At 72.6% G+C, this 20348-nt stretch carries 18 protein-coding genes; 6 read left to right on the top strand and 12 right to left on the bottom strand.

Annotated elements, in window-relative coordinates; genetic code table 11:
* Positions 1-48: 48 nt before the first annotated feature.
* Genes ACWCO8_RS19425 through ACWCO8_RS19385 form a run of 9 tightly spaced genes read right to left on the bottom strand, consistent with a single transcriptional unit; the run spans position 49 to position 8836 of the window.
* A complete protein-coding gene (locus ACWCO8_RS19425) occupies positions 49-999 on the bottom strand; it encodes a PDR/VanB family oxidoreductase (RefSeq protein ID WP_451033250.1) in 951 nt (316 codons plus the stop codon).
* A gap of 42 nt (positions 1000-1041) precedes the next feature.
* Complete coding sequence (locus tag ACWCO8_RS19420; protein WP_451033249.1) at positions 1042-2667, bottom strand: thiamine pyrophosphate-binding protein; 1626 nt, start codon at positions 2665-2667, stop codon at positions 1042-1044.
* A 9-nt stretch (positions 2668-2676) separates the two neighbouring features.
* A complete protein-coding gene (locus ACWCO8_RS19415) occupies positions 2677-3465 on the bottom strand; it encodes an SDR family oxidoreductase (RefSeq protein WP_451033248.1) in 789 nt (262 codons plus the stop codon).
* 19 nt (positions 3466-3484) lie between these two features.
* Positions 3485-4225 carry an SDR family oxidoreductase gene (locus ACWCO8_RS19410; protein WP_451033247.1) on the bottom strand — a complete coding sequence of 247 codons (741 nt, stop codon included), beginning with the start codon at positions 4223-4225 and terminating at the stop codon, positions 3485-3487.
* Positions 4218-4739, bottom strand: coding sequence for a cupin domain-containing protein (locus tag ACWCO8_RS19405; protein WP_362009287.1), 522 nt, complete (start codon positions 4737-4739; stop codon positions 4218-4220). Before ACWCO8_RS19405 ends, ACWCO8_RS19410 begins: the two co-directional genes overlap by 8 nt.
* Positions 4730-5548, bottom strand: a complete 819-nt coding sequence (locus ACWCO8_RS19400) for an alpha/beta fold hydrolase (RefSeq protein ID WP_451033246.1) — start codon at positions 5546-5548, stop codon at positions 4730-4732. Before ACWCO8_RS19400 ends, ACWCO8_RS19405 begins: the two co-directional genes overlap by 10 nt.
* Complete coding sequence (locus ACWCO8_RS19395) at positions 5545-6342, bottom strand: aspartate dehydrogenase domain-containing protein (RefSeq protein ID WP_451033245.1); 798 nt, start codon at positions 6340-6342, stop codon at positions 5545-5547. Before ACWCO8_RS19395 ends, ACWCO8_RS19400 begins: the two co-directional genes overlap by 4 nt.
* Complete coding sequence (locus ACWCO8_RS19390; protein ID WP_451033244.1) at positions 6339-7295, bottom strand: VOC family protein; 957 nt, start codon at positions 7293-7295, stop codon at positions 6339-6341. Before ACWCO8_RS19390 ends, ACWCO8_RS19395 begins: the two co-directional genes overlap by 4 nt.
* 56 nt (positions 7296-7351) lie before the next feature.
* Positions 7352-8836: an aldehyde dehydrogenase family protein gene (locus ACWCO8_RS19385; protein WP_451033243.1), complete on the bottom strand. Its 1485-nt coding sequence runs from the start codon at positions 8834-8836 to the stop codon at positions 7352-7354.
* A 271-nt stretch (positions 8837-9107) separates the two neighbouring features.
* Between ACWCO8_RS19385 and ACWCO8_RS19380 the strand changes: the two genes are divergently transcribed.
* Together ACWCO8_RS19380 and ACWCO8_RS19375 are read left to right on the top strand one after the other, a co-directional pair.
* Positions 9108-10475, top strand: a complete 1368-nt coding sequence (locus tag ACWCO8_RS19380) for an MFS transporter (protein WP_451033242.1) — start codon at positions 9108-9110, stop codon at positions 10473-10475.
* A gap of 120 nt (positions 10476-10595) precedes the next feature.
* On the top strand, positions 10596-11126 hold the full coding sequence (locus ACWCO8_RS19375; protein WP_451033241.1) for a MarR family winged helix-turn-helix transcriptional regulator: 531 nt from the start codon (positions 10596-10598) through the stop codon (positions 11124-11126).
* Between the two features lie 23 nt (positions 11127-11149).
* Here the strand turns inward: ACWCO8_RS19375 and ACWCO8_RS19370 are convergent, their stop codons facing one another.
* Entirely contained in the window at positions 11150-11785 is a 636-nt protein-coding gene (locus ACWCO8_RS19370) for a lysophospholipid acyltransferase family protein (protein ID WP_451033240.1), read from the bottom strand.
* Positions 11786-12063: 278 nt separating this feature from the next.
* Complete coding sequence (locus ACWCO8_RS19365; RefSeq protein WP_451033239.1) at positions 12064-12435, bottom strand: SH3 domain-containing protein; 372 nt, start codon at positions 12433-12435, stop codon at positions 12064-12066.
* Between the two features lie 228 nt (positions 12436-12663).
* On the opposite strand from ACWCO8_RS19365, the gene ACWCO8_RS19360 reads away from it, so the two are divergent.
* From ACWCO8_RS19360 to ACWCO8_RS19350, 3 genes are all read left to right on the top strand, one after another.
* Positions 12664-15744, top strand: a complete 3081-nt coding sequence (locus ACWCO8_RS19360; RefSeq protein WP_451033238.1) for an AfsR/SARP family transcriptional regulator — start codon at positions 12664-12666, stop codon at positions 15742-15744.
* Positions 15745-15851: 107 nt separating this feature from the next.
* A complete protein-coding gene (locus ACWCO8_RS19355) occupies positions 15852-17621 on the top strand; it encodes an aminotransferase class I/II-fold pyridoxal phosphate-dependent enzyme (RefSeq protein ID WP_451033237.1) in 1770 nt (589 codons plus the stop codon).
* Positions 17618-18421: a phosphatidate cytidylyltransferase gene (locus ACWCO8_RS19350; RefSeq protein ID WP_451033236.1), complete on the top strand. Its 804-nt coding sequence runs from the start codon at positions 17618-17620 to the stop codon at positions 18419-18421. The genes ACWCO8_RS19355 and ACWCO8_RS19350 overlap by 4 nt, the downstream gene beginning before the upstream one ends.
* A gap of 87 nt (positions 18422-18508) precedes the next feature.
* On the opposite strand, the gene ACWCO8_RS19345 is transcribed toward ACWCO8_RS19350, so the two are convergent.
* Entirely contained in the window at positions 18509-18913 is a 405-nt protein-coding gene (locus ACWCO8_RS19345) for an FKBP-type peptidyl-prolyl cis-trans isomerase (RefSeq protein WP_451033235.1), read from the bottom strand.
* Between the two features lie 224 nt (positions 18914-19137).
* Here ACWCO8_RS19345 and ACWCO8_RS19340 point away from each other — a divergent pair, with 224 nt between their 5' ends.
* Positions 19138-20241 carry a PP2C family protein-serine/threonine phosphatase gene (locus ACWCO8_RS19340; protein ID WP_451033234.1) on the top strand — a complete coding sequence of 368 codons (1104 nt, stop codon included), beginning with the start codon at positions 19138-19140 and terminating at the stop codon, positions 20239-20241.
* Positions 20242-20348 lie beyond the last annotated feature (107 nt).

The following is a 20348-nucleotide window of genomic DNA, read 5'->3' as shown; positions in this document are numbered from 1 at the left end:
GATCAGGGATCAGGCAGGGATCAGGGATCGGGAATCAGGGAGGCGGGGTCACAGGTCGAGGACCAGCCGCCCCGAGGCGCACCGCGAGACGCAGATCATCATCGTGGCGCCCGCGGCCTGCTCCGACTCGCTGAGCAGGAAGTCGCGGTGGTCGGGGGTCCCGTCGAGCACGCGGGTCTCGCAGGAGCCGCAGATCCCGTCGCGGCAGGAGCTGTCGACGGCGATTCCGGCGCTCTCCGCCGCGTCGAGGATCGAGGTGTCCGCGCCGACGCTGAGCGTGAGGCCGGACCTGCGGCACTCGACCTCGAACGCCTCGTCGTCCCCGGCCCGTTCGACGGCCGGGGCGGCGAACCGCTCCAGCCGCAAACGGCCCTCCGGGCACCGGGCCTCCACGGCCGTGAGCAGTGGTTCGGGGCCGCAGGAGTAGACGAGCGTGCCGTCCGAGAGCCCGGACAGAGCGGCGTCCAGGTCGATGTGGCCCGCCTCGTCCTGCGGTACGAACGTCACATCACCGCCGAGCGCGGTGAGTTCGGAGACGAACGCCATCGACGCCCGGCTCCGGCCGCCGTAGACCATGCGCCAGGGGGTGCCTCGCCGCGCGGCCTCCCGGGCCATCGCGAGGAGCGGTGTGATCCCGATGCCGCCCGCGACGAACACGTAGGCGTCGGCGTCCTCCAGGGCGAAGTGGTTGCGCGGCTCCGAGACCGTGACGGTCTGGCCGGGACGGAGCGTCGTGTGCACGTAGCGCGAACCTCCGCGTGAGGAGGGCTCGTTGAGCACCCCGATGCGGTACGCGCCCACGTCCTGCGGGTCACCGCACAGGCTGTACTGGCGGACCTGCCCGCCGACGTGGACGTCGAGGTGGGCGCCGGCCGTCCAGGCGGGCAGGGGCTTGCCGTCGGGGTCGGTGAGTTCGACGGACAGGACGCCCTCGGCTTCCCAGGTCATACGGCGGACGATCAGCCGCAGCCCGCTCTCGTTCAGCGCGTTCTCACTCATGGTCTGTGCCTCCTTCCGGTGAGGGAGCGGTACGGGGGCGGGCTACTGGCCCGGAATCCGTACCGGCGGGGTGAACGGGTTCTTCATCGGCCCCAGGGCCGCGAGGTCGACCTCGACGAGCGTCGGCCCGTCCGAGGCCACGGCCTGGCGGATGACGGGATCGGCGTGCTCCTCGGCCGCGATCCGCAGATAGGGCAACCCGCAGGCACGCGCGAGGAGTTCGAAGTCGGGGGTCGTGAGGTCGACACCCGAACGGCGCTCGCCGTAGCGGTCCTGCATGTTGCGCAGCACGCCGTACCCGCCGTCGTTGAAGACGATCAGGGTGAGCCGGGGCCGTTCCTGGGCGAGGGTGAGGAGCTCCCCGAGGTGTACGGCGAGCCCGCCGTCGCCCGCCATGACGACCGTCGGCGCGTCGGGCCGGGCGAGCGCCGCACCGATGCCCATGCCGAGGCCCTGCCCGATGCCGCCGCCCCGTGGGAAGACGTTGTTCCGCGTGCCGTACATCTCCAGGAGCCGGTTGCCCCAGCTGCTGGACGCGATCGTGACATCGCGTGCGACGACCGCCTCGCGGGGCAGGGCGGCGCGGATGGCCTCGCAGATCGCGGCCTGGGGGCCGATCGAGGTGTGGAGTGCCTCTCGTACCTCGGTACGGACCGAGGCGACGCGTTCGCGCCAGCCGGCCTCGGCGGGCCGGGCGTAGGTGGCCAGACCGGCGAGGGTGGTCGCGGCGTCCCCGTGCAGCGGGTGGGCGACCGGGTACACCCGGCCGAGCGCCGCCGCGTCGACGTCGATCTGGATGTGTGCGGCGGGCAGCCCGAGTGTGTAGTCGGCGGTCTCGTTGGAGCGGAAGTGGGTGCCGATGGTGACCAGCACGTCCGCGTCGGCGAGCAGGGCCCGTACGGCGGGGGTGGCGGCGAAGTTGCCGATGACCTGCTCATGGTCCTCGGGCACCGTGCCCCGACCGGAGTTGGAGGTGAGCAGCCCGGCCCCGGTCGCCTCAAGCAGGGGGACGAGCTGGTCGCGGGCGTCTGCCGCACCCCCTCCCGCCCAGATCAGCGGGCGGCGGGCCGAGGCCAGGAGGGCGCCGGCGACCGCGAGTTCACCCGCCGTGGGCGCGGGATGGACCTGGGCGGGAAGCTCCGCGGGAGCGTCCGTCTGGGCCGCGTACTGGAGGTCGATGGGCCACTCGACACTGGCCGGACCGCCCGGCGCGGCGAGCGCCGCCCGCGCCGCCTCGCGCAGGATCCGACCCGCCTGCTCGGCGTCCGGGACGCTCGCCGCGTACGCGGAGACGGCGGTGAGCATGCCGAGCTGGTCCTTGGTCTCGTGGATGAACCCCCGCCCGCTGCCCAGGAATTGGCTCTCCACCTGGCCCGTGATGTGCAGCACGGAGCTGCCCGCGCTCAGCGACTCGATCAGCGAACCGGCGGCGTTGCCCGCCCCCGTACCGGTCGACGTCAGCGCGCAGCCGATCGAGCCGCGGGCCCTTCCGTAGGCGTCCGCCGCGTTGACGGCCGAGGCCTCGTGCCGCACGGGCACGAACCGCAGTTCGCGGTCGACGGCCTCCACCAGCGGCAGGTTGTGCACGCTGACGATGCCGAAGACGGTGTCGACGCCGAGCTCGCGCAGGACGGCGACGAGGAGGTCTCCTCCGTTGTCGTGACGCATGGTGTCTCCTCAGAGGATGGAGCGGCCGACGCCGCCGCAGACGTCGATGCCGGTGCCGGTGATGTACGAGGCGCGGGGCGAGAGCAGGGTCACGACCGCGAACGCGACCTCCTCGGCCCTGCCGAGGCGGCCGAGCGCGATCCCGCGGTCGGCGGCCAGTTCGGCCTGCCAGTCCTCGTAGCTCTCCCCGGTGCCGGCCGCGGCGTGGCGGCGGGTCCACTGGCCGGTGTCGATGAGGCCCAGGCACACGGAGTTGACCCGGATGCCGTCACCGGCCAGCTCGATCGACAGGGACTTGGAGAGGTTGAGGATGCCGGCGCGTGCGGCGCTGGTGGTGATCAGGCGGGTCTCGGGTTGCTTCGAGAGGACCGCGTTGATGTTGACGATGCTCGCCGCGTCGGAGGCGGCGAGGTACGGGCGGGCGGCGTGCAGCGGGTTGAGGACCCCGGCGAACTTGAGCTCCAGCTCGTCGCGCCAGTCCTCGGGCGTCGCGTCGTCGAGCCCCTTCATCCGGGACTGCCCGGCGTTGTTGACGAGCCCGTCGACGCCCCCGAACTCCTCGGCGGCACGGCGTACGAAACGGTCGACCGCGTCACGGTCCCGTACGTCGCAGACCTCGGTCATCAGCCGGTCACGTCCGGCACCGAGCCCGGCGGCGGCCTTGGCCATCCGGTCGGCGTCACGCCCGCAGGTGGCGACGCGGGCTCCTTCGTCGAGCAGGGCGCGGACCGTGGCCAGGCCGACACCCGAGCTGCCGCCGGTGACCACGATCGTGCGGTCGGCGAGGCCCAGATCCATAAGTCGTCACTCCTACAGCTCAGTTCATGGTGAATCCGCCGTTGACGGCGATCACCTGTCCGGTCAGATAGCGGGACTCCTCGCCGAGCAGAAAGGAGACGACCCCGATGAGGTCCTCGGGCTGCTGCGGCCGGGAGACGGCCCGGTTCGCGCGGTAGAGGTCGTGCCGCTCGGCCGGTACGGTCTCGGTCGCCTCGCACTCGGTGAGCCCGGGGGCGACCGCGTTCACGGTGATCCCCTTGTCGCCGAGCTCACGGGCCATGGCCCGGGTCAGCGCGAGGACCGCGCCCTTGGAGGCGATGTAGTGGGCCAGGCGCGGCGAGCCGTAGAGGGCGGCGTCCGACGCGATGTTGACGATCCGGCCCGGCGAGCCGAAGAGCGGGTACAGGGCCTTCGACACCAGCCAGGGGCCGCGGGCGTTGACCGCCATCAGCCGGTCCCACACCTCGATGTCGAGGTCCTGGAACTCTTTGCCGCCCACTCCGTTGGCGAGCGCCGCGTTGTTGACGAGGCCGTACAGCGGTCCGGTCTCGCGCACGGCCGCCGCAAGGCCGTCCACCGACGCCGGGTCGGCGACGTCGCAGCGTACGAAGCGCGCGTCGACGCCCTCCGCACGGAGCAGTGCGGCGGCCCGCTCTCCCCGCTCCCGCTCCAGCTCGGCGACGACGACCCGGAAGCCGTCCTCGCCGGCCCGGCGGGCCATGGCCATGCCCAGGCCACGGCCCGCCCCGGTGACGACGACGACCCGCGGGTCAGTCACGGGTGACACCGTGCATCGGCGAGTACTCGGGGTACGTCGGCACCTGCGGCTTCTGCGTGCCGATGACGACGCAGAACAGGGCGTCGGTGTCGCCCTCGTTCTTCAGCGAACGGGTCACGCCGGCCGGGACGACGATCATGTCGCGGTAGCCGAGGGTGCGGTACTCGACCTCGTCGGGCCCGCGGTGGATGCCGACCTTGACCTCGCCCTCCAGGACGAAGAAGGCCTCCTCGACGTCGTGGTGGGTGTGGGCCGGGCCCTCGGCGCCGGGGGGGAGCAGCATGTTGGAGAAGGTGAAGCCGCCGGACGGGAGGATGCGGCTGTCGCTCTCGTGGTTGCCGGTGGCGCCCGAACCGACGTAGCGGATCTGGCCCCGGCGGTACTGCGGGCCCGCCTTCTCCTGGAAGGACAGCGTGCCGAAGTCCGCCACACGGGAGGCCTTGGTGGCGATGAGCGAGTCGGTGTACGCGGCGAGGTCGCCGCCGTTGTCGTACGCGGTGGTGGTCAGAGGCATGGGAAACGGCTCCTGTTCGGGGATTCCGGGATGCGTGCGGTGATACGGAGGTGGGAGAGGACCCAGGCGTTGAAGCGCCCGGGCTGCTCCTGATTGGCCAGGTGACCGGCGTCCTTGACGATCACGAAGGCGGTCCTGCGGAGGGCTCCGGCGATGGCCTGACTCGCTTCGATGCCGGTGACCCGGTCCTGGTCGCCGCAGAGCACCAGCGAGGGTGCGGCGACCGAGGGCAGTTCGGCGCGGAGGTCGGCCGCGGCCATGGACTCGGCGGCGTACGCGTATCCCGGCAGCCGCACCGAGGCCGCCATGGTGTCCACGACCCGCCGGACCAGCTCGTCCGGGGCGCCGGGCGACACCAGGCGTGGTCCGCGTGCCTCGGCGAAGGCCCGTGGGCCGAGTTCGGCCAGCTCGGTGGCGCGGGCCCGCATGCCCGCCGCCTTGTCCTCGTCCGTACCCGAGCCGGGGCTGGAGTCGGCGACGATCACCGAGGCGACGAGCTCCGGGTGACGGGCGGCGAGCCGCAGGGCGATGACGCCGCCCCAGGAGACGCCTAGCACATGGCCGCGTCCGCCGCGCTCCCGGATGAGGCCGGCCGCCGTGTCCGCGAAGTCGTCGAGAGTGAGCGGGACTTCGGGGTCGGGCGACTTGGCGTATCCGGGGGCGTCCCAGGCGACGACCCGCGCGTACGACGAGAGTTCGGCGAGCTGCGGCGCGAACGCGGCCGACGACGAGCCGATGCCGTGCAGGCACAGCAGGAGCGGACCGTGCTCGCCCGCCTCCTCGACATGCACGTCGACGCGGCCGCTCACAGGATCTGCCCCGTCCGCCCGGCGATCGCGGCGAGGCTGCGCAGCACCGCGTACGGCACGACCTGGCTGGTCGCCGGGTTGTCCGCGTCCGGCACGTGCTCCATCTCGAAGCGGTACGTCCCGTGCGGTCCTGACGCCTCGATCACGTGCCGCGTGCGGTGCGCCGCCGGGTCGGCGACGACCTGGACCCGCACAGCGTCCAGGTCGCCGACGGCAAGCGCGACCGAGGCCGCCACGTTCGTCGACCGGGGAAACTTCACCGGAACCTCGCGCGCGGTGCCCGACATGACCTCGACCGGACCGGTCGCCGTCCGCATCCGAAGGAGCAACTCCTCGCTCATCCACGGCTGTTCGAGGGTCGAGGGCAGCTTGGTGGTGGTCAGCCGGACGTCGTCCACGGGACCGAGGGAGCGTACGGCCTGGAGCAGGTCGAGGCCGCCCACCGCGCCGCCCGTGAAGTACACCCGGCCGGGGCCCGCCGCGAGCAGCCGCTTCGCGAGCTCCTCGTCGGTGAGCGCCCCGGTCGAGGCGACCAGCAGATCGGTGCCGGAGGCGAGGACCCGCTCGCCCCACTCCCGTACGACGCCCTGCCCTGCGGCCTCCACGATGAGGTCGCACTGTTCCAGGGCCTCCTCGAAGGTGACCTGAGGGGCGGGCGCGGCCTCGCCCAGCGGGCGGTTGTCGACGACGCACACCAACGCGGCGCCGCTCACCTCTCCTTGCGTGAGCGCGGTGCCGACGACGCGGCCGATCGCGCCCCAGCCGACGATGCCCACCTTGCGTACGGTGCTCATGCGAAGTCCTTCCGGGAGTCGGTGACGGTGGGGGCAGGGGCGAGCGGGCCGGGGTCCGGCGTGCCCGCCATGTGGCAGCGGATCTCCTTCGACGGCGGGCCGGCCGTCCCCCACAGGTCGGACAGCTCCGGCACGCGGCGCCAGACCCTGGCGATCCAGGCGTCCTCGACGATCTGGGCCACCTCGGAGGTGTACTCGCAGACGAGGCCGGACGGATCGGTGAAGTAGGAGAACGTGTTGTTGCCGGGGCCGTGCCTGCCGGGGCCCCACTGAGGGGTGATGCCGTGGTGGCGCAGCCGCCCCAGGCCCCGCATGAAGTGGTCGACCGAGTTCATCTCGTACGCGACGTGATTGAGGGAGGTCCACTCGGCCTGGTTGAAGGCGATGCAGTGGTGGTCGGCGTTGCATCGCAGGAACGCCATCTGGTGCTCGGACCAGTCGGAGACGCGCAGCCCGAGGACGTCGCAGTAGAAGGCGACGGCAGCGTCGATGTCGACGGTGTTGAGCACCGCGTGGGTGACGCCGACGGGTACCGCGCCGTCCCGGCCGCGCGGGGCCACCGCCTCGACCTGGGCGCTGATCTCGATCAGGCGCCGCTCGGGGTCGGTGAACCGCAGCCCGTAGCCGCCGCCCGCCTGGTCCAGCGGTCCGGGGCCGAGGACGGGGACGATGCCCCGGGCTTCGAGGCGCCGCGCGGCCTCGTCCACCTCGGCGGGGGTGGCGACGGAGAACGCGATCCGGCCGAGGCCCACGCGCTCGCTCTCGGTGAGGTGCAGGACATGGTGCTCGTCGCCGGTCCCGCGCAGCCAGCGCGCGCCGGTGTCGGACTCGACGGTCTCGAGCCCCCAGACCTCCTCGTAGAAGTCGGCGGCCTCGGTGAAGGCGGGCGTGTGCAGTTCGACGTAGCGCAGGGAACGGAGCCGGGCGATCGGACCGGGCGGTGTGCGGTGCATGAGTCTCTCCAGAGGGGCGGGCGTGCCGGGACTGGTGGCCCAGGGAACGTGCCGGGTCAGTTGGCCCAGGGAAGGGGAGCGTCGGAGGTGCCCCAGTACAGGGACTTCTGCCGTTGGTAGGCGCGGATCGCGTCACGGCCCTTCTCCGTCCCGAGGCCGCTCTCCTTCCAGCCGCTGAACGGGGTGGCGGCGCTGAACTGCTTGTACGTGTTGATCCAGACCGTGCCCGCGTCGATCCGGCGGGCCAGCCGCCAGGCCGCTCGCGCGTCGCGGGTCCAGATGCCGCAGGCGAGCCCGTAGACGGAGTCGTTGGCCTGGCGGACCAGGTCGTCCTCGTCGTCGAAGGGGAGCGCCACGAGGACCGGGCCGAAGATCTCCTCCTGGCAGGTGCGGGAGGAGTTCGGCAGGCCGTCGAGGACGGTCGGCAGGTAGTACGCGCCGTCCCGGTAGCGCTCACCGTCCGGCGCGGATCCGCCGCACAGCACGCGCGCGCCCTCGGACCGGGCGAGGTCGACGTAGGCGGCGACGGCGTCGCGGTGGCGGTGGTGCACGAGGGGGCCGACCTGGGTGGACGGGTCGGTTCCGGGCCCTACGCGCAGTTTCCGGACGCGCTCGACGAGCTCGCCGACGAAGGAGTCGTAGATCTCGCGGGCCACGAAGAGCCGAGAGCCCGCGATGCAGGACTGGCCGCTGGACGAGAAGATCCCGAACAGCACACCGGCCAGGGCCTGTTCGACGTCGGCATCGGCCCGGACGATGGTCGGCGACTTGCCGCCCAGCTCCAGCGAGGCGGGGATCAGCTTCTGCGCCGCGATCGCGGCGATCGAGCGGCCCGTCGAGGTGCCCCCGGTGAACCCGATACGGGCGACGAGGGGGTGGCGTACGAGGGCGTCGCCGACCACCCGGCCGCTTCCCGGGAGCACGGACAGGAGCGCGGTGGGCAGGCCGAACTCGTCGAGCGCCCGGGTGATCAGCCGGCCGAGGGCCAGGGAGACCAGGGGCGTCCAGGCGGCCGGCTTGAGGAGCACCGCGTTCCCGGCGGCCAGGGCCGGGGCGATCTTCTGCGCGTCGCTTGCGATGGGGGAGTTCCACGGGTTGATCGCCCCGACGACACCGATCGGCTCGTGCACGCTCATCGTCAGGTACGCCCCGCGCGGCGGGGTGAGCGCGTCCTCGGCCGTCTCCAGGGCCGCCGCGATGTACCGGAAGGTGCCCGCGGCGCTGAGGGCGAGCGCCCGGGTCTCGGCGAGGGTCTTGCCGGTGTCGGCGGTCTGGAGGGCGGAGAGCTCGCCTGCGGCCTCCTCGGTCAGCTCGGCGATCCGGTGCAGCAGCCGGGCGCGCTCGTGGGGGAGGAGGTCCCGCCAGGCCGGGTCCGCCACCGCCTCCGCGGCGGCCTCGGCCGCTTCGGCGACCTCCTCGGCCGATGCGGAGTGGACGGTGGCGATCACCTGTCCGGTCGCCGGGTCGACGGTGTCGACCGGGTCGCCGGCACCGCGCCGCCACTGGCCCGCTATGAGGATGTCGGTGGGGAACTGAGGCACGGCAGAACCTCCGGTGAGGCGGCGGACGTTGGGCTTCGGCAGAGAGGGATTCCCGGATTGCCGAAGCGCTTGAAATCTAAGGGCTTAAATATCTCCGCGCAAGAGCCGAAGGGAAAGTCGTTACTGTGGTGGCCCTGAGCGGGGTGTCGATCGCGCAGCGCGTCGACGGCGATCGGGTAACGGGGAGATTCCTAAGGCCTTAACCATTGACCCCTTAGGTAGTGCCCCTTACTGTCTCGGCAACTCCTCTGTTCGCGGAAGGACTCCCTCCATGACGACTGTGGCCGGCAAGCCAGGCCTCGGCTCCATAGCCGCGCGACTCGAACGGCTGCCCCACTCGCGCTGGCACGTCAAGGTCCGCTTCCTCATCGGCGCCGTCACCTTCTTCGAGGCGTTCGACCAGCTCCTCGCCGCCTCCGCGCTGCCCGTGCTGATGAAGGAATGGCACCTGACCACGGGCCAGGCCACCCTCGCGGTGACCTCCGCCTCCCTCGGCATGCTCATCGGCGCCCTGGCCGCCGGATGGATGGGCGACCGGATCGGCCGTGTGCGTACGGTCGCCCTCGGCGTCGCCGTCACCGGTCTCGCCAGCCTCGCCGTCGCCTTCTCCGGCACCATCGAGACGTTCTCGCTCTTCCGGTTCGTCCAGGGCCTCGGCATCGGCGGAGTCGTACCCGTCGCGGCCACCTACATCAACGAGATCGCCCGCTCCGACAAGCGCGGACGCTTCGTCCTGCTGTACGAGATGATCTTCCCGGCCGGCCTCGCCGCGGCGACGCTGGTCGCGGTGTGGGTGGTACCGAACTTCGGCTGGCGTGCCATGTTCGTCATCGGCACCCTTCCCGTACTGATCGCCGCCCTGCTGCCCCGCCATGTCGCCGAGTCGCCGCGCTGGCTCCTCTCCCGAGGGCGTACGCAGGAGGCCGAGGAGACCATCGCCCGCATCGAGGCGGAGGTCGCCCGCGCCACCGCGCGGCCGCTGCCCGCGCCGGACGCGGACGTTCGCGAGGAGTGCACCACCCCGGGGCGCTGGGGCGACCTCTTCCGCGGGCGCTATCTGCGGCGCACGGCGGTCCTGTCCGGCCTCTGGTTCGTCGCCTACTACGTCAACCACGGCATCTCGACCTGGCTGCCGTCCCTGTACACGAAGCAGTTCGGCCTCGACCTGACCACGGCACTCGTCTACACCCTGCTCAGCAACGTCACCGGCCTGCTGGGCACCCTGGTCGTCGCGCTGCTCGTCGACCGGATCGGCCGCAGGCCCGCACTGATCGCCGCGCTCACCGGCGGCGGGCTCTCCCTGGGGGCGCTCGCCCTGGCGGGCGCGACCTCGGGCGGCCAGGTCGCCGTCTTCGCGTCCTGCACGACCTTCTTCCTCTACGCGATCAACGCGGGGCTCTACCTGTACTCGCCCGAGCTGTACCCCACCGCCAACCGGGCCAAGGGGGCGGCTTTCGGCGGCCTGTGGAACCGCCTCGGCGTGATCATCGGCCCGGTCACCGTCGGCGCGGTCATCGCCGCGGGCGGCAGCCTCTCGGTGGTCTTCGCGCAGCTCGCCGTGGTCGCCGCGGTCGGTGCGGTGATCGCCTGGTTCGCGGTGGAGACGAAGGGCAGGACGCTGGAGGAGATGAACGCCTGACGTACCCGGAAGGGGGTGGCGGCCCGAGCGGTGATCTCCGCTCGGGCCGCCACCCCTTTCCGCTCAACCCCTCAGGGGTAAGATTCTCAGCACCGTGAGAACCCGCACGAGGGGCTGGGGATGGCTGCATCGAAGTCGGCGGACCAGGACGCCGTGGCGAAGGTGATCGAGGACTGGGCGCGCGAACGCCCGGACCTGGACACGAGCCCGCTCGAAGTACTGGCCCGGCTGCACCGTTCCTTCCTCCGCTACAGCACCCGGCTCACCACCTCCATCGAGCGGCACGGCCTGTCCGTGGCCGGCTTTGACGTGCTCACCGCCCTGCGGCGGGCGGGCGAGCCCTACCGGCTCACCGCCGGACAGCTCGCCGACTCCGGCCTCGTCTCCTCGGCCGGTGTGACCCTGCGGATCGACCGGCTGGAGAAGGACGGCCTGATCGTCCGCGAACGCGACGCCGACGACCGCAGGATCGTCTACTCCCGTCTCACCGACAAGGGCCTGGCGACGGTGGACGCCGTCTTCGCCGAGCACCTCGACAACGAACGCCGGATGCTCGCGGGCCTGTCACCGGCCGAGCGCCGCCAGATCGCCCGCCTCCTGGGCAAGCTGGAGACGTCCATTCTGGCCTCGGACGAGCCCCAGGCCGAGTGATTCCCGCGGTGGCAGGTGGCGGGTCAGACCGTCAGGGACTTGCGCCACGCGGTGGTCACGGCGGTGTGGGCCTGCTCCGTCCGGGACGCCGCGTCGCCGGTCAGGACGATCGGCGTCCCGACGTGAACCCGCAGCCCCGGCCGGCGCACCGGCGCGGTGGCGAGGCCGGCGAGCTGCTTGGCCGTACCGCCAGAGACCACCCGGCGCGCGCCTGCCTGGCCGACCGGTACGACGGGCGCGCCGGTACGGAGCGACAGCCGGGCGATGCCGGTGCGGAAGGCTTCCGGCGGCTCCTCGCCGGCGTCCCTGCGCGTGGGCAGGCCGCCCTCGCCGTAGATGAGGACGAGCCGCCCGGCGCACAGGGCCTCGGCGGCGAGGTCGAGAGCGTCGGCGGCGCGGGCACTGTTGCGGTACACCGGGATGTGGCCCTCGCGGGCGAGCGCCCGGCCGAGCCACGGGATACGCCACAGGCCGGCCGTCGCGGCGACGACCGGCTCGATGCCGAGGCGGTGCAGCGCGGCGAGAACGATCGCCGGGTCGGCGAGCGAGGTGTGGTTCGCGACGACGATGCTGCCGGGGGCGAACTCCGCCTGGGGATCCGTGGTCACGGTGAGTCGGCCCACGGCGGGCACCAGGGTTCTGGCGAGGCGGCTGAGCACGTGTTCTCTCCCCGAGGTCGGCGGCTGCGTCTGCCGCCATGCTCCCCGGCGCCCCGCGCGGTGGCCTGAGCCTCCGTACCCAGGTCCCGCTCCACGCCGTACTCAACACACCTCAGGTACGCCGACGGACGCGCACGGGAAGCCCCGTGCGCGCCCGCCCGCTTCCCGGGCCCCGGGCCCCGAGCCCCGAGCCCCGTGTCCCGGGGCCCGGGGCCCGGGTGCTGGGTTCGCCGGTCGCGATGACCCGCACGCGCATGGTCCTTCCGCAGTGAACTCGGTCAGCACCACGCGTAGTTGGACTCGTACACGCTGCCGAGGTTGCCGGAGTACATCCAGCCCGTGACGGTACGGCCGGAGACGTACACATCACCGTGGTACCAGAGGTTCCCCGCGCTGTTCTCGTACTGGCAGTCGATGGAGAACTCGGTGTTCGCGGGCACGGTCAGTCGCGTGCCGCAGTCCGCGTTCGGACCCGAGCGCAGCGGCGAGGTCTTGCCGCCGACCGTGAACGAGTAGCCGGGGTCGTACGGGCCCCAGCTCGGCGACGTACAGGCGGCGGGCGCGGCACTGGCGGTCGTGGGGGCCGCGACGGCCAGTGGTGTGGCGAGCAGGGCGGCGGCGAGAGCCGCGCCCGCGAGACGCTTCTTCACGAGGTTCCCTTCTGATGGAGGATCCCGGAACTCCCGGGTGTGGTTCAGCTGTTGATGCGGTCGGTCACCGCGACGCTGCACTCGTCGGGGCCGATGAAGCCGCCCGTCCCGGGCGGTCCCCTCGGATCCCAGCGTGCGGGGGAGGCCGTCGGTAAACCTTCGGAAATGCTGGAATCCGCCTTGGCCCGCAGAACGGCGGCCCCCAGAGTGGCCGCAAGGGGGCAATCGGTGGAACACGAGGGGGAGTCGATGGCCACGTGCTTCGGGGTCCTCGGGCCGATCGAGGTACGGCGGAACGGAGTCCCCGTCGACGCGGGGCACGCGATGCAGCGGCGGGTCCTCGCGGCGCTCCTGGTCGACGCGGACCGGGTGGTGTCGTCCGACGCGCTCGTCGACCGGGTCTGGGGAGAGGCCGACGGACCTCATGGCCGTACGAAACTGTACGGATACGTCTCCCGCCTGCGACACGTACTGGCGGGCGACTCGGGCGACCCGGGCGTCCATGGCGGCGGACCCACCCCCGCGGCCACGCCCCTCACCCGGGAGAGGGGCGGCGGCTACCGGCTGGCCGTCGAACCCGCCTCGGTGGACGTCCACCGCTTCCGGGAGCTGTCCGGCCTGGCCCGGAAGGCGGCCACCGACGAACAGGCCGAGGCGGTGTGGCGCGAGGCCCTCGGCCTGTGGCGGGGCAGCGCGTTCGCCGGCGTCGACACCCCCTGGTTCAACGCGCAGCGCGACCGCCTCGACGGTGAACGCCTGACTGCCCAACTGGAGCTGGTCGACGTCCGATTACGCCTCGCGCAGCACGGTCGCCTGGTGAGCGAGCTGCTCGACCGCGCGGCCGCGTACCCTCTCGACGAGCGGGTCGTCGGGCAGTTGATGCTGGCCCTGTATCGATGCGGGCGGCAGGCGGAGGCACTGGACGGCTACGAACGCGCCCGCCGGCGACTCGCCGACGAGCTGGGGATCGACCCGGGTGCCGAACTGCGACGGCTGCACGCGCGCATCCTCGCGGCGGACCCCGAACTGGCACTGGGCGGCCCGGCCGCACCCCTCACCACCGCACCGTCGGCCGTCGCCGCACCGGTCTCCCCGCCGCACGCGACGGGACGGCAGCTCGTCCCCCGTCTCCTGCCCCCGGACCTGTCGCTCTTCGTCGGCCGGGAACGCGAACTGGCAGATGTGTACCGGGCGTTCCACGGTGACGCGACGACGACGGGTCCGGTGACGCTGCTCGTCACCGGACCCGCCGGAGTCGGCAAGACGGCCTTCGCCGTCCGCGCGGCACACGGACTCGCGTCCCGCTTTCCCGACGGTCAACTCCACGCCGATCTGCGGGGCTTCGGCGACGAGCCGGCCGAGCCGTACACGGTCCTCGGCACCTTCCTGCGCGCCCTCGGTACGAGTGGCGGGAGCGTCCCCGGTGAACTGGCCGACCGCGTCCACCTCTACCGGACCCTGCTGGCCCAGCGCCGGGTACTCGTCGTCCTGGACAACGCGGCCGACGCGCAGCAGCTGAGCGACCTCATGCCGAGCGGCGGGCAGTGCGCCGCCCTCATCACCAGCCGGACGACGCTGGCGGAGATGAGCGGCCGCCGCATCGCCCTCGGCGTGCTGGGCTCCGCGACGGCACTCGCGCTGTTGCGCGAGATGCTGGGACCCGGGCGGACCGACGCGGAGCCCGACGCGGCTCGCTCCATCGTCGAGACCTGCGGCGGGCTGCCCCTGGCCGTCTGGGTGGCCGGTGCCCGCCTGGCCGCGCGACCTCATTGGCCCCTGAGCAAGGTGGCGCGAGCCCTCGCCGACGAGCAGCGCAAGCTGGACGAGCTCGCTGTCGGCCACATCGCCGTACGGGCCAGTCTCGGACTCACGTACCAGGGGATGTCCGCGTCGGCCCAACGTGCGCTGCGGACCTTGGCCCTGCTCCCGGGACCGGCCTTCGCCGCGTGGGCGCTCGCCGCACTCCTCGACGTTCACCTGGACGAGGCGGAGGCCGTTCTCGACGACCTGGTCGAGGTGCACCTCGTCCAGACCGGAACGGTCGGCGCGACGGGAATCCGGTATCAACTCCACGACTTGATACGCCTGTTCGCCCGTGAGCAGGTCGAACGAGGTCTCTCGTCCCTCGACCGCGCGGCCGCGCTCAGCCGGTTGCTCGGGGCGAGTCTGCACCTCACCGACCACGCGGCGGACGCCCTCAGCGTCGACTTCCAGGGCATTCCGCAGAAGGACCTGGTCTCCTGGCGGCTCTCCGATGCCGACGCCGGTCCGCTGCTCGCCGACCCGCCGGCCTGGTTCGACGACGAACGTCAGTTTCTCGTCGGGGTGGTGGAACAGGCCCTGGACCGCGGTGAGACCGCACCCGCCGCCGGACTCGCCACAGCGCTCACGGCGTTCTTCCAGGTCGGCAGCCACTTCGACGACTGGGGACGGCTCCAGAGCCGGGCGCTCAAGGTGTCGGAGAGCAACGGCGACGAACACAGCGCCTCGAAACTCCACCGGTGCCTCGGCGAACTCACCACCATCCTGGACCGGTACCCGGAAGCCCTGCACCACTTCGAGCGGGCCCTGCAGCTCGCCGAGGGGCAGGCACCGGCCTATCGGGCCGGGGCGACCGCCGGCCTCGCGTACGTGCACCGGCTGCTCGGCGAGTACGCCTCCGCCGTCCACCACTTCGAAGCGGCCGTCCGGCTGGCCGAGTCGGCGGGGAACGTCAACTGTCTGGTGTACGCGACCAACGGCCTCGGCGTCATCGACCTGGAGCAGGGCCGGGTGGACGCCGCCGTGGCCCGGTTCACGGAGTGCCTGCTGGTCAGCCGGCGCGCGGGCTACCTGCCGGGGGAGGCCCAGGCCCGTCGCTGCCTTGGCCAGAGCCACCGGGCGCGCGGAGCGTACGCGGACGCCGCCGAGGCCTACCGGCAGGCGGCCGCGATCAGCGAGGAACTCGGCGACCGCCTCACCGCGACCCACGCCACCTGCTGGCTGGGCGACGTCCTCACCCGCCTCGGCGAACACGGCGAGGGTCGCCGCCTGCTCGCGAAGAGCCTGTGGACCTACCGCGAGTTCGGCAACCTCTGGGGCGAGGCCGCGACCCTGTACGCCCTGGCCGAGGCCCACCTCGCGGTCGGCCGCCCGCACCACGCCCGCCGCCGAGCCGAAGCCGCCATCCGACTGTGGCGGTCCATCGGCTCCACCACCTGGCTCGCCACCGCCCTGGACACCCTGGCGAAGACCCACGACCTGTCAGGCGACCCCACCGCCGCACTCCGGGCTCGCGAGGAGGCCAGGACGATCCGAGCGTCTACCTGATCGGACCCGGCCCAGCCCTGTCATCCGGTGAGTACGCATACTCAGGTGTCATGTGCCGGCCTCCACGATGCTGGTGCGCGAAACCCGACCGTCTCAGGAGGACACGTATGGACCAGGCTCCAGCCCTTCAACTGCGCGCTGCCACGGCTGGCGATCGCGACTGGATCCACGAGCTGCGGCATCGTGTGTACGCGGAGGAGTTGGGGCAGCATCCGGTGGATCCGTCCGGGCGGCTGAGCGACGGGCTCGACGGCGAGAACGTGTATCTCGTGGCCGCGCGCGGCGAGGCCCGGATCGGCTTCGTCAGCCTCACCCCGCCGTGGGTCGGCCGCTATTCGCTGGACAAGTACCTGAGACGCGAGGAGCTGCCGGTCCTGACGGAGGAGGCGCCGTTCGAGATCCGCGTCCTGACCGTCGAGGAGCGCTGGCGCTCCACGGCGGCGGCGCCGCTGCTCATGTACGCGGCGCTGCGCTGGGTCGCGGCGCATGGCGGACGCCAGGTCGTGGCGATGGGGCGCACGGAGCTGCTCGACATGTACCTCGCCACCGGACTGCGGCCGGTGGGGCGCACGGTCCGCTCGGGTGCCGTCTCGTTCGAGGTGCTGAGCGGCTCCGTGGCCGAACTGACGAAGAGGGTCGGGGAGCAGCACGGTCGGACCCTGGAGCGGCTGCGGGCCGGGCTCGACTGGCAGTTGGACGTGCCGTTCGCGCCGCGCGCGGACGGCTGCGAGCACGGTGGCGCGTTCTTCTCGGCGATCGGTACGGACTTCCGGACCCTGGCCCGCCGTCACGAGGTCGTCGCCGCCGATGTGCTGGACGCCTGGTTCCCGCCGTCCCCCGAGGTCCGCGCGGTCCTGTCGGAGGATCCGGGGTGGGCGGCGCGGACCTCGCCGCCGACGGGTGCGGAAGGGCTGCTGGCGGAAATCGCCCGGGTCCGTGGGCTACCCGTGGAGTCGCTGGTCGTCGGTGCGGGCTCGTCCGACCTGATCTTCCGGGCGTTCGGGCGGTGGCTCACACCGGGGAGCCGGGTGCTCCTGCTGGATCCGAGCTACGGCGAGTACGCCCACGTCACCGAGCGGGTGATCGGCTGTCAGGTCGACCGGCTCCGGCTGAGCCGTGAGGACGGCTGGCTGCTCGACCCAGCCAGGCTCGCCGCCGCGACCCGCGATGGACGGTACGACCTCGTGGTGGTGGTCAATCCGAACAACCCGACCGGCCGGCACGCTCCCGCCGACGCGCTGCGCGCGGTGATCGAGGCCTCGCCCGCGCGGACCCGGTGGTGGATCGACGAGGCGTATCTCGGCTATGTCGATCCGGCGGACTCGCTGGCCGAGCTCGCCACGGTCGACCCCCGGGTCGTGGTCTGCACCTCGCTGTCGAAGATGTACGCGCTGTCGGGGATGCGGGCCGCGTATCTGGTGGCCGCCCCGGACACGGCCGGGGAGCTGCGCCGCTGGACGCCGCCGTGGCCCGTGAGCCTGCCGGCGCAGCTGGCCGCCGTGACGGCGCTGCGTGACCCCGCGTACTACGCGGAACGCTGGGCGCGCACCGCGGTGTTGCGCCGGTCGCTCGCCGCCGGGCTCGCGGAGCTCGACGGGTTCTCCTCGGTCGACGAGGGGGTGGCGAACTTCCTCACGGTGACCCTGCCGACGGGCGGGCCGAGCGCGGCCCGGCTGGTGCGCGAGTGCCGCCGCCACGACGTGTACCTGCGGGACTTGTCGCCGATGTCCCCGGCGTACGAGGGGCGGACCGTGCGCATCGCCGTCCGTGACACGGCGGAGAACGCGCGGATCGTGGCGGCGTGCCGGAGCGCCCTGGACGCGCTGCGCGCGCCGGCCGCGGTGCTGTCGGGCGCTTCGGCGCGGGTCTCCTCGTGACGGCGGTCGCCGGTCTCGTGCCGTACCTCGGCGGGGCACTGGCCGTCGGAGGGGTCGCCGTGGCGGCGACCCGGCAGCGTGAACTGATGCTCCGCTGGTGCGTGTGGGCGGTCGGAGTGCCGCTGGTCACCGCCGCGTTCTGGCTCGGTCCGCCGGGGATCGCGGTCCTCGCGGCCGTGGTCGGGGTGGTCGCGGTGGCGGAGTTCGGCGGGCTGCTGCGGCTGGGCCCGGTGGACCGCGTGGTGCTCGGCGCGGCGGTCGTCGGGCTCGTCCTGACCGCCTGGCTGGCCCCGGGGGAGGTGCTCCGGGTGGCAGCGGTCGGGGCGCTCGCCATCGCCGGGGTGCCTCTGGTGACGGGTGACGCGGAGCACGGGCTCCGCCGCATGCAGGCGGGCCTGCTCGGGCTCGTGTGGCTGGGGCTCCTGGCCGGTCTCGTGCACCTGGGTGCCCTCGGCCTCGTCCTGTTCGTGGCCGTGTCGATCGCCGACATAGTCGCGTACGCGGCGGGTCGCCGTCTCGGTGGCCCCCGGCTCTCCCCGCTGTCACCCGCCAAGCGGTGGAGCGGCACGCTGGCGGGGGCGGCGGCCGGACTCTGCGCCCTCGCCGTCCTGTCCTCCCTGACGTGGCAGACGGCGGTGGCCGTGGCGGTCGGCGGCCCACTCGGCGACCTGCTGGAGTCCATGGTCAAACGGGGCGCCCGTGCGAAGGACGCGGGTAGTTGGCTGGCCGGGTCGGGCGGTCTCCTGGACCGAATCGACTCCCTCCTCGTCGCCCTGGCGGTGTTGCTGGTGCTGGGCTGAGTCCCACGCTGCGGAGGCGGAAGCCGGAGAGGGGGTGAAGGGCCCGGCGGCACCGAGCCCGGGAGACGGCGCGGCGCGTCGCGGGCGCTAGGTGTTGCTCCACCCGGTCGTGCTGGAGTACGAGTCGAGCAGGTCCACCACGAAGACCAGGGTCGAGCCGGCCGGGATCAACGGCGAGGGTGACTGATTGCCGTAGCCGAGACGCGGGGGAACGATGATCTCGCGCCGGCCGCCGACCTTCATCCCTCTCACCCCCCGGTCCCAGCCCTTGATGACCCTGCCACCGCCGAGGGCGAACTTGAACGGCTCACCCCGGTCCCAGGAGGCGTCGAACTCCTTGCCCGACGCGAAGGTCACCCCGACGTAGTGGACCTTGACCACCATGCCCGGCTTCACCTCGGGCCCGTCCCCGACGACCAGGTCCCGGACGGTCAGCTCAGTGGGAGCGTCACCGTGCGGAACGGTGACCTCGGGCTTCGTCGGTTCTCCCATGGCAGCCTCATCACTTTCCGTCTCCGGCGAAAGCCCCGCACGAGCCGGCCCGACCCATGGGCACCGCGTACAGCAGCCTGGTCAGGCTACCGAGAATGCCGATCTCCGGAGGCGCGAGGCGAGGCGTTGTGTCTGGGAGCACCCCCTTTCGCGCGCGTCATGCCCGCCGGCGACACCGACGGCCGCGGAGTGCGCTGCGCACTCCCGCGTAGGAGCCTGGTGGCGTGGTGAAGCCGAGGAGGGTGGCGACCGGCGCGTACCGGCGGAGCTGGCTGCGCGGGGCCCCGCCGCCCCGCTGGGTGCGCGTCCTGCCCGTGGTGCTGCTCGTCGGGGTCGGAGCGGCCTCCCTCACCGAATCCGTGCCGCTGGACATCGGCTTCCTGCTGGGCGCGGTGCCTCCGCTGGCCGTCCTGGCCTACGGACCATTGGCCACGGCCTTCCTCGGTGCCGCGACGATCGCGCTGCTGACCATTCCCCTCTTCCATCTGGACCAGCCCGGCAACACCGACCTCTTCACCCTCGGCTTCGTCGCGATCCTGAGCATCTTCGTCTCCTTCGTCCGCGGGCGCCGGGACGAGCAGCTCGACCTGGAACGTACCGTCGCCGAGACGGTCCAGCGGGCCATCGTCCCGGACGTACGGCCGCGGGTCGGGCCCGTGCGCTGCGCGAGCCTGTACCGCGCCGCCGAGCGCGGCACGCTGGTCGGAGGCGACTTCTTCGACGTCCGGCCCGGTCCCCACGGGGTGCGGGCGGTCCTCGGCGACGTGCAGGGGCACGGTCTGTCGGCCGTCGCGACGGTCGCCTCCGTCCTGGGGGCGTTCCGCGAGGCCGTGCTGGACGACGTGGACGCGGAGTCGATCGCGGCGCGCCTTGACCGCAGGCTCGTGGTCGACTCGGCGCGGACGGAGCACGCGGAGCTCTTCGCCACGGCCGTCCTTCTGGACTTCGCGCCGTACGGGCGGGAGGTCCGTGTCCTGGCCTGCGGCCATCCGCCCCCGGTCCTGCTGCGCGGCGGAGCCGTGAGCACCCTGGAACTCGACCCCGGGCCACCCCTGGGACTGGGCCTCGCCGACGTCATGCCAGGAACCGCCGGAACGGTGTCGCTGCAGCCCGGGGACCGGCTGCTCCTGGCATCGGACGGTGTCCTGGAGGCACGGGACGCCTCCGGCGCCTTCTACCCGTTCGTCGAGCGTCTGGCCCGTATGACCGGTGTCGGCATGGACGAGTTGCCCGACGAGATCTGGGCCGACCTGAGCCGCTTCGCCCCCAAGATCCAGGACGACGTCTCCCTCCTGATCCTCACGTGGGACACCTCCGGGCCGGGCTGACGGGGCGGGACCCCTGGCCTGGATGGCGCACCTAGCTCTTCCTGTCGGGTGACTCCGGTGGCGCGCGTCCCGCGATCACGGGTGTCTGGACGAAGGGGGCACAGGCA

It is taken from the genome of Streptomyces sp. NPDC001927 (assembly GCF_053594455.1).
The sequence above is the reverse complement of the archived record's forward strand: the minus strand, read 5'-3'. Positions and strand labels throughout refer to the sequence as shown.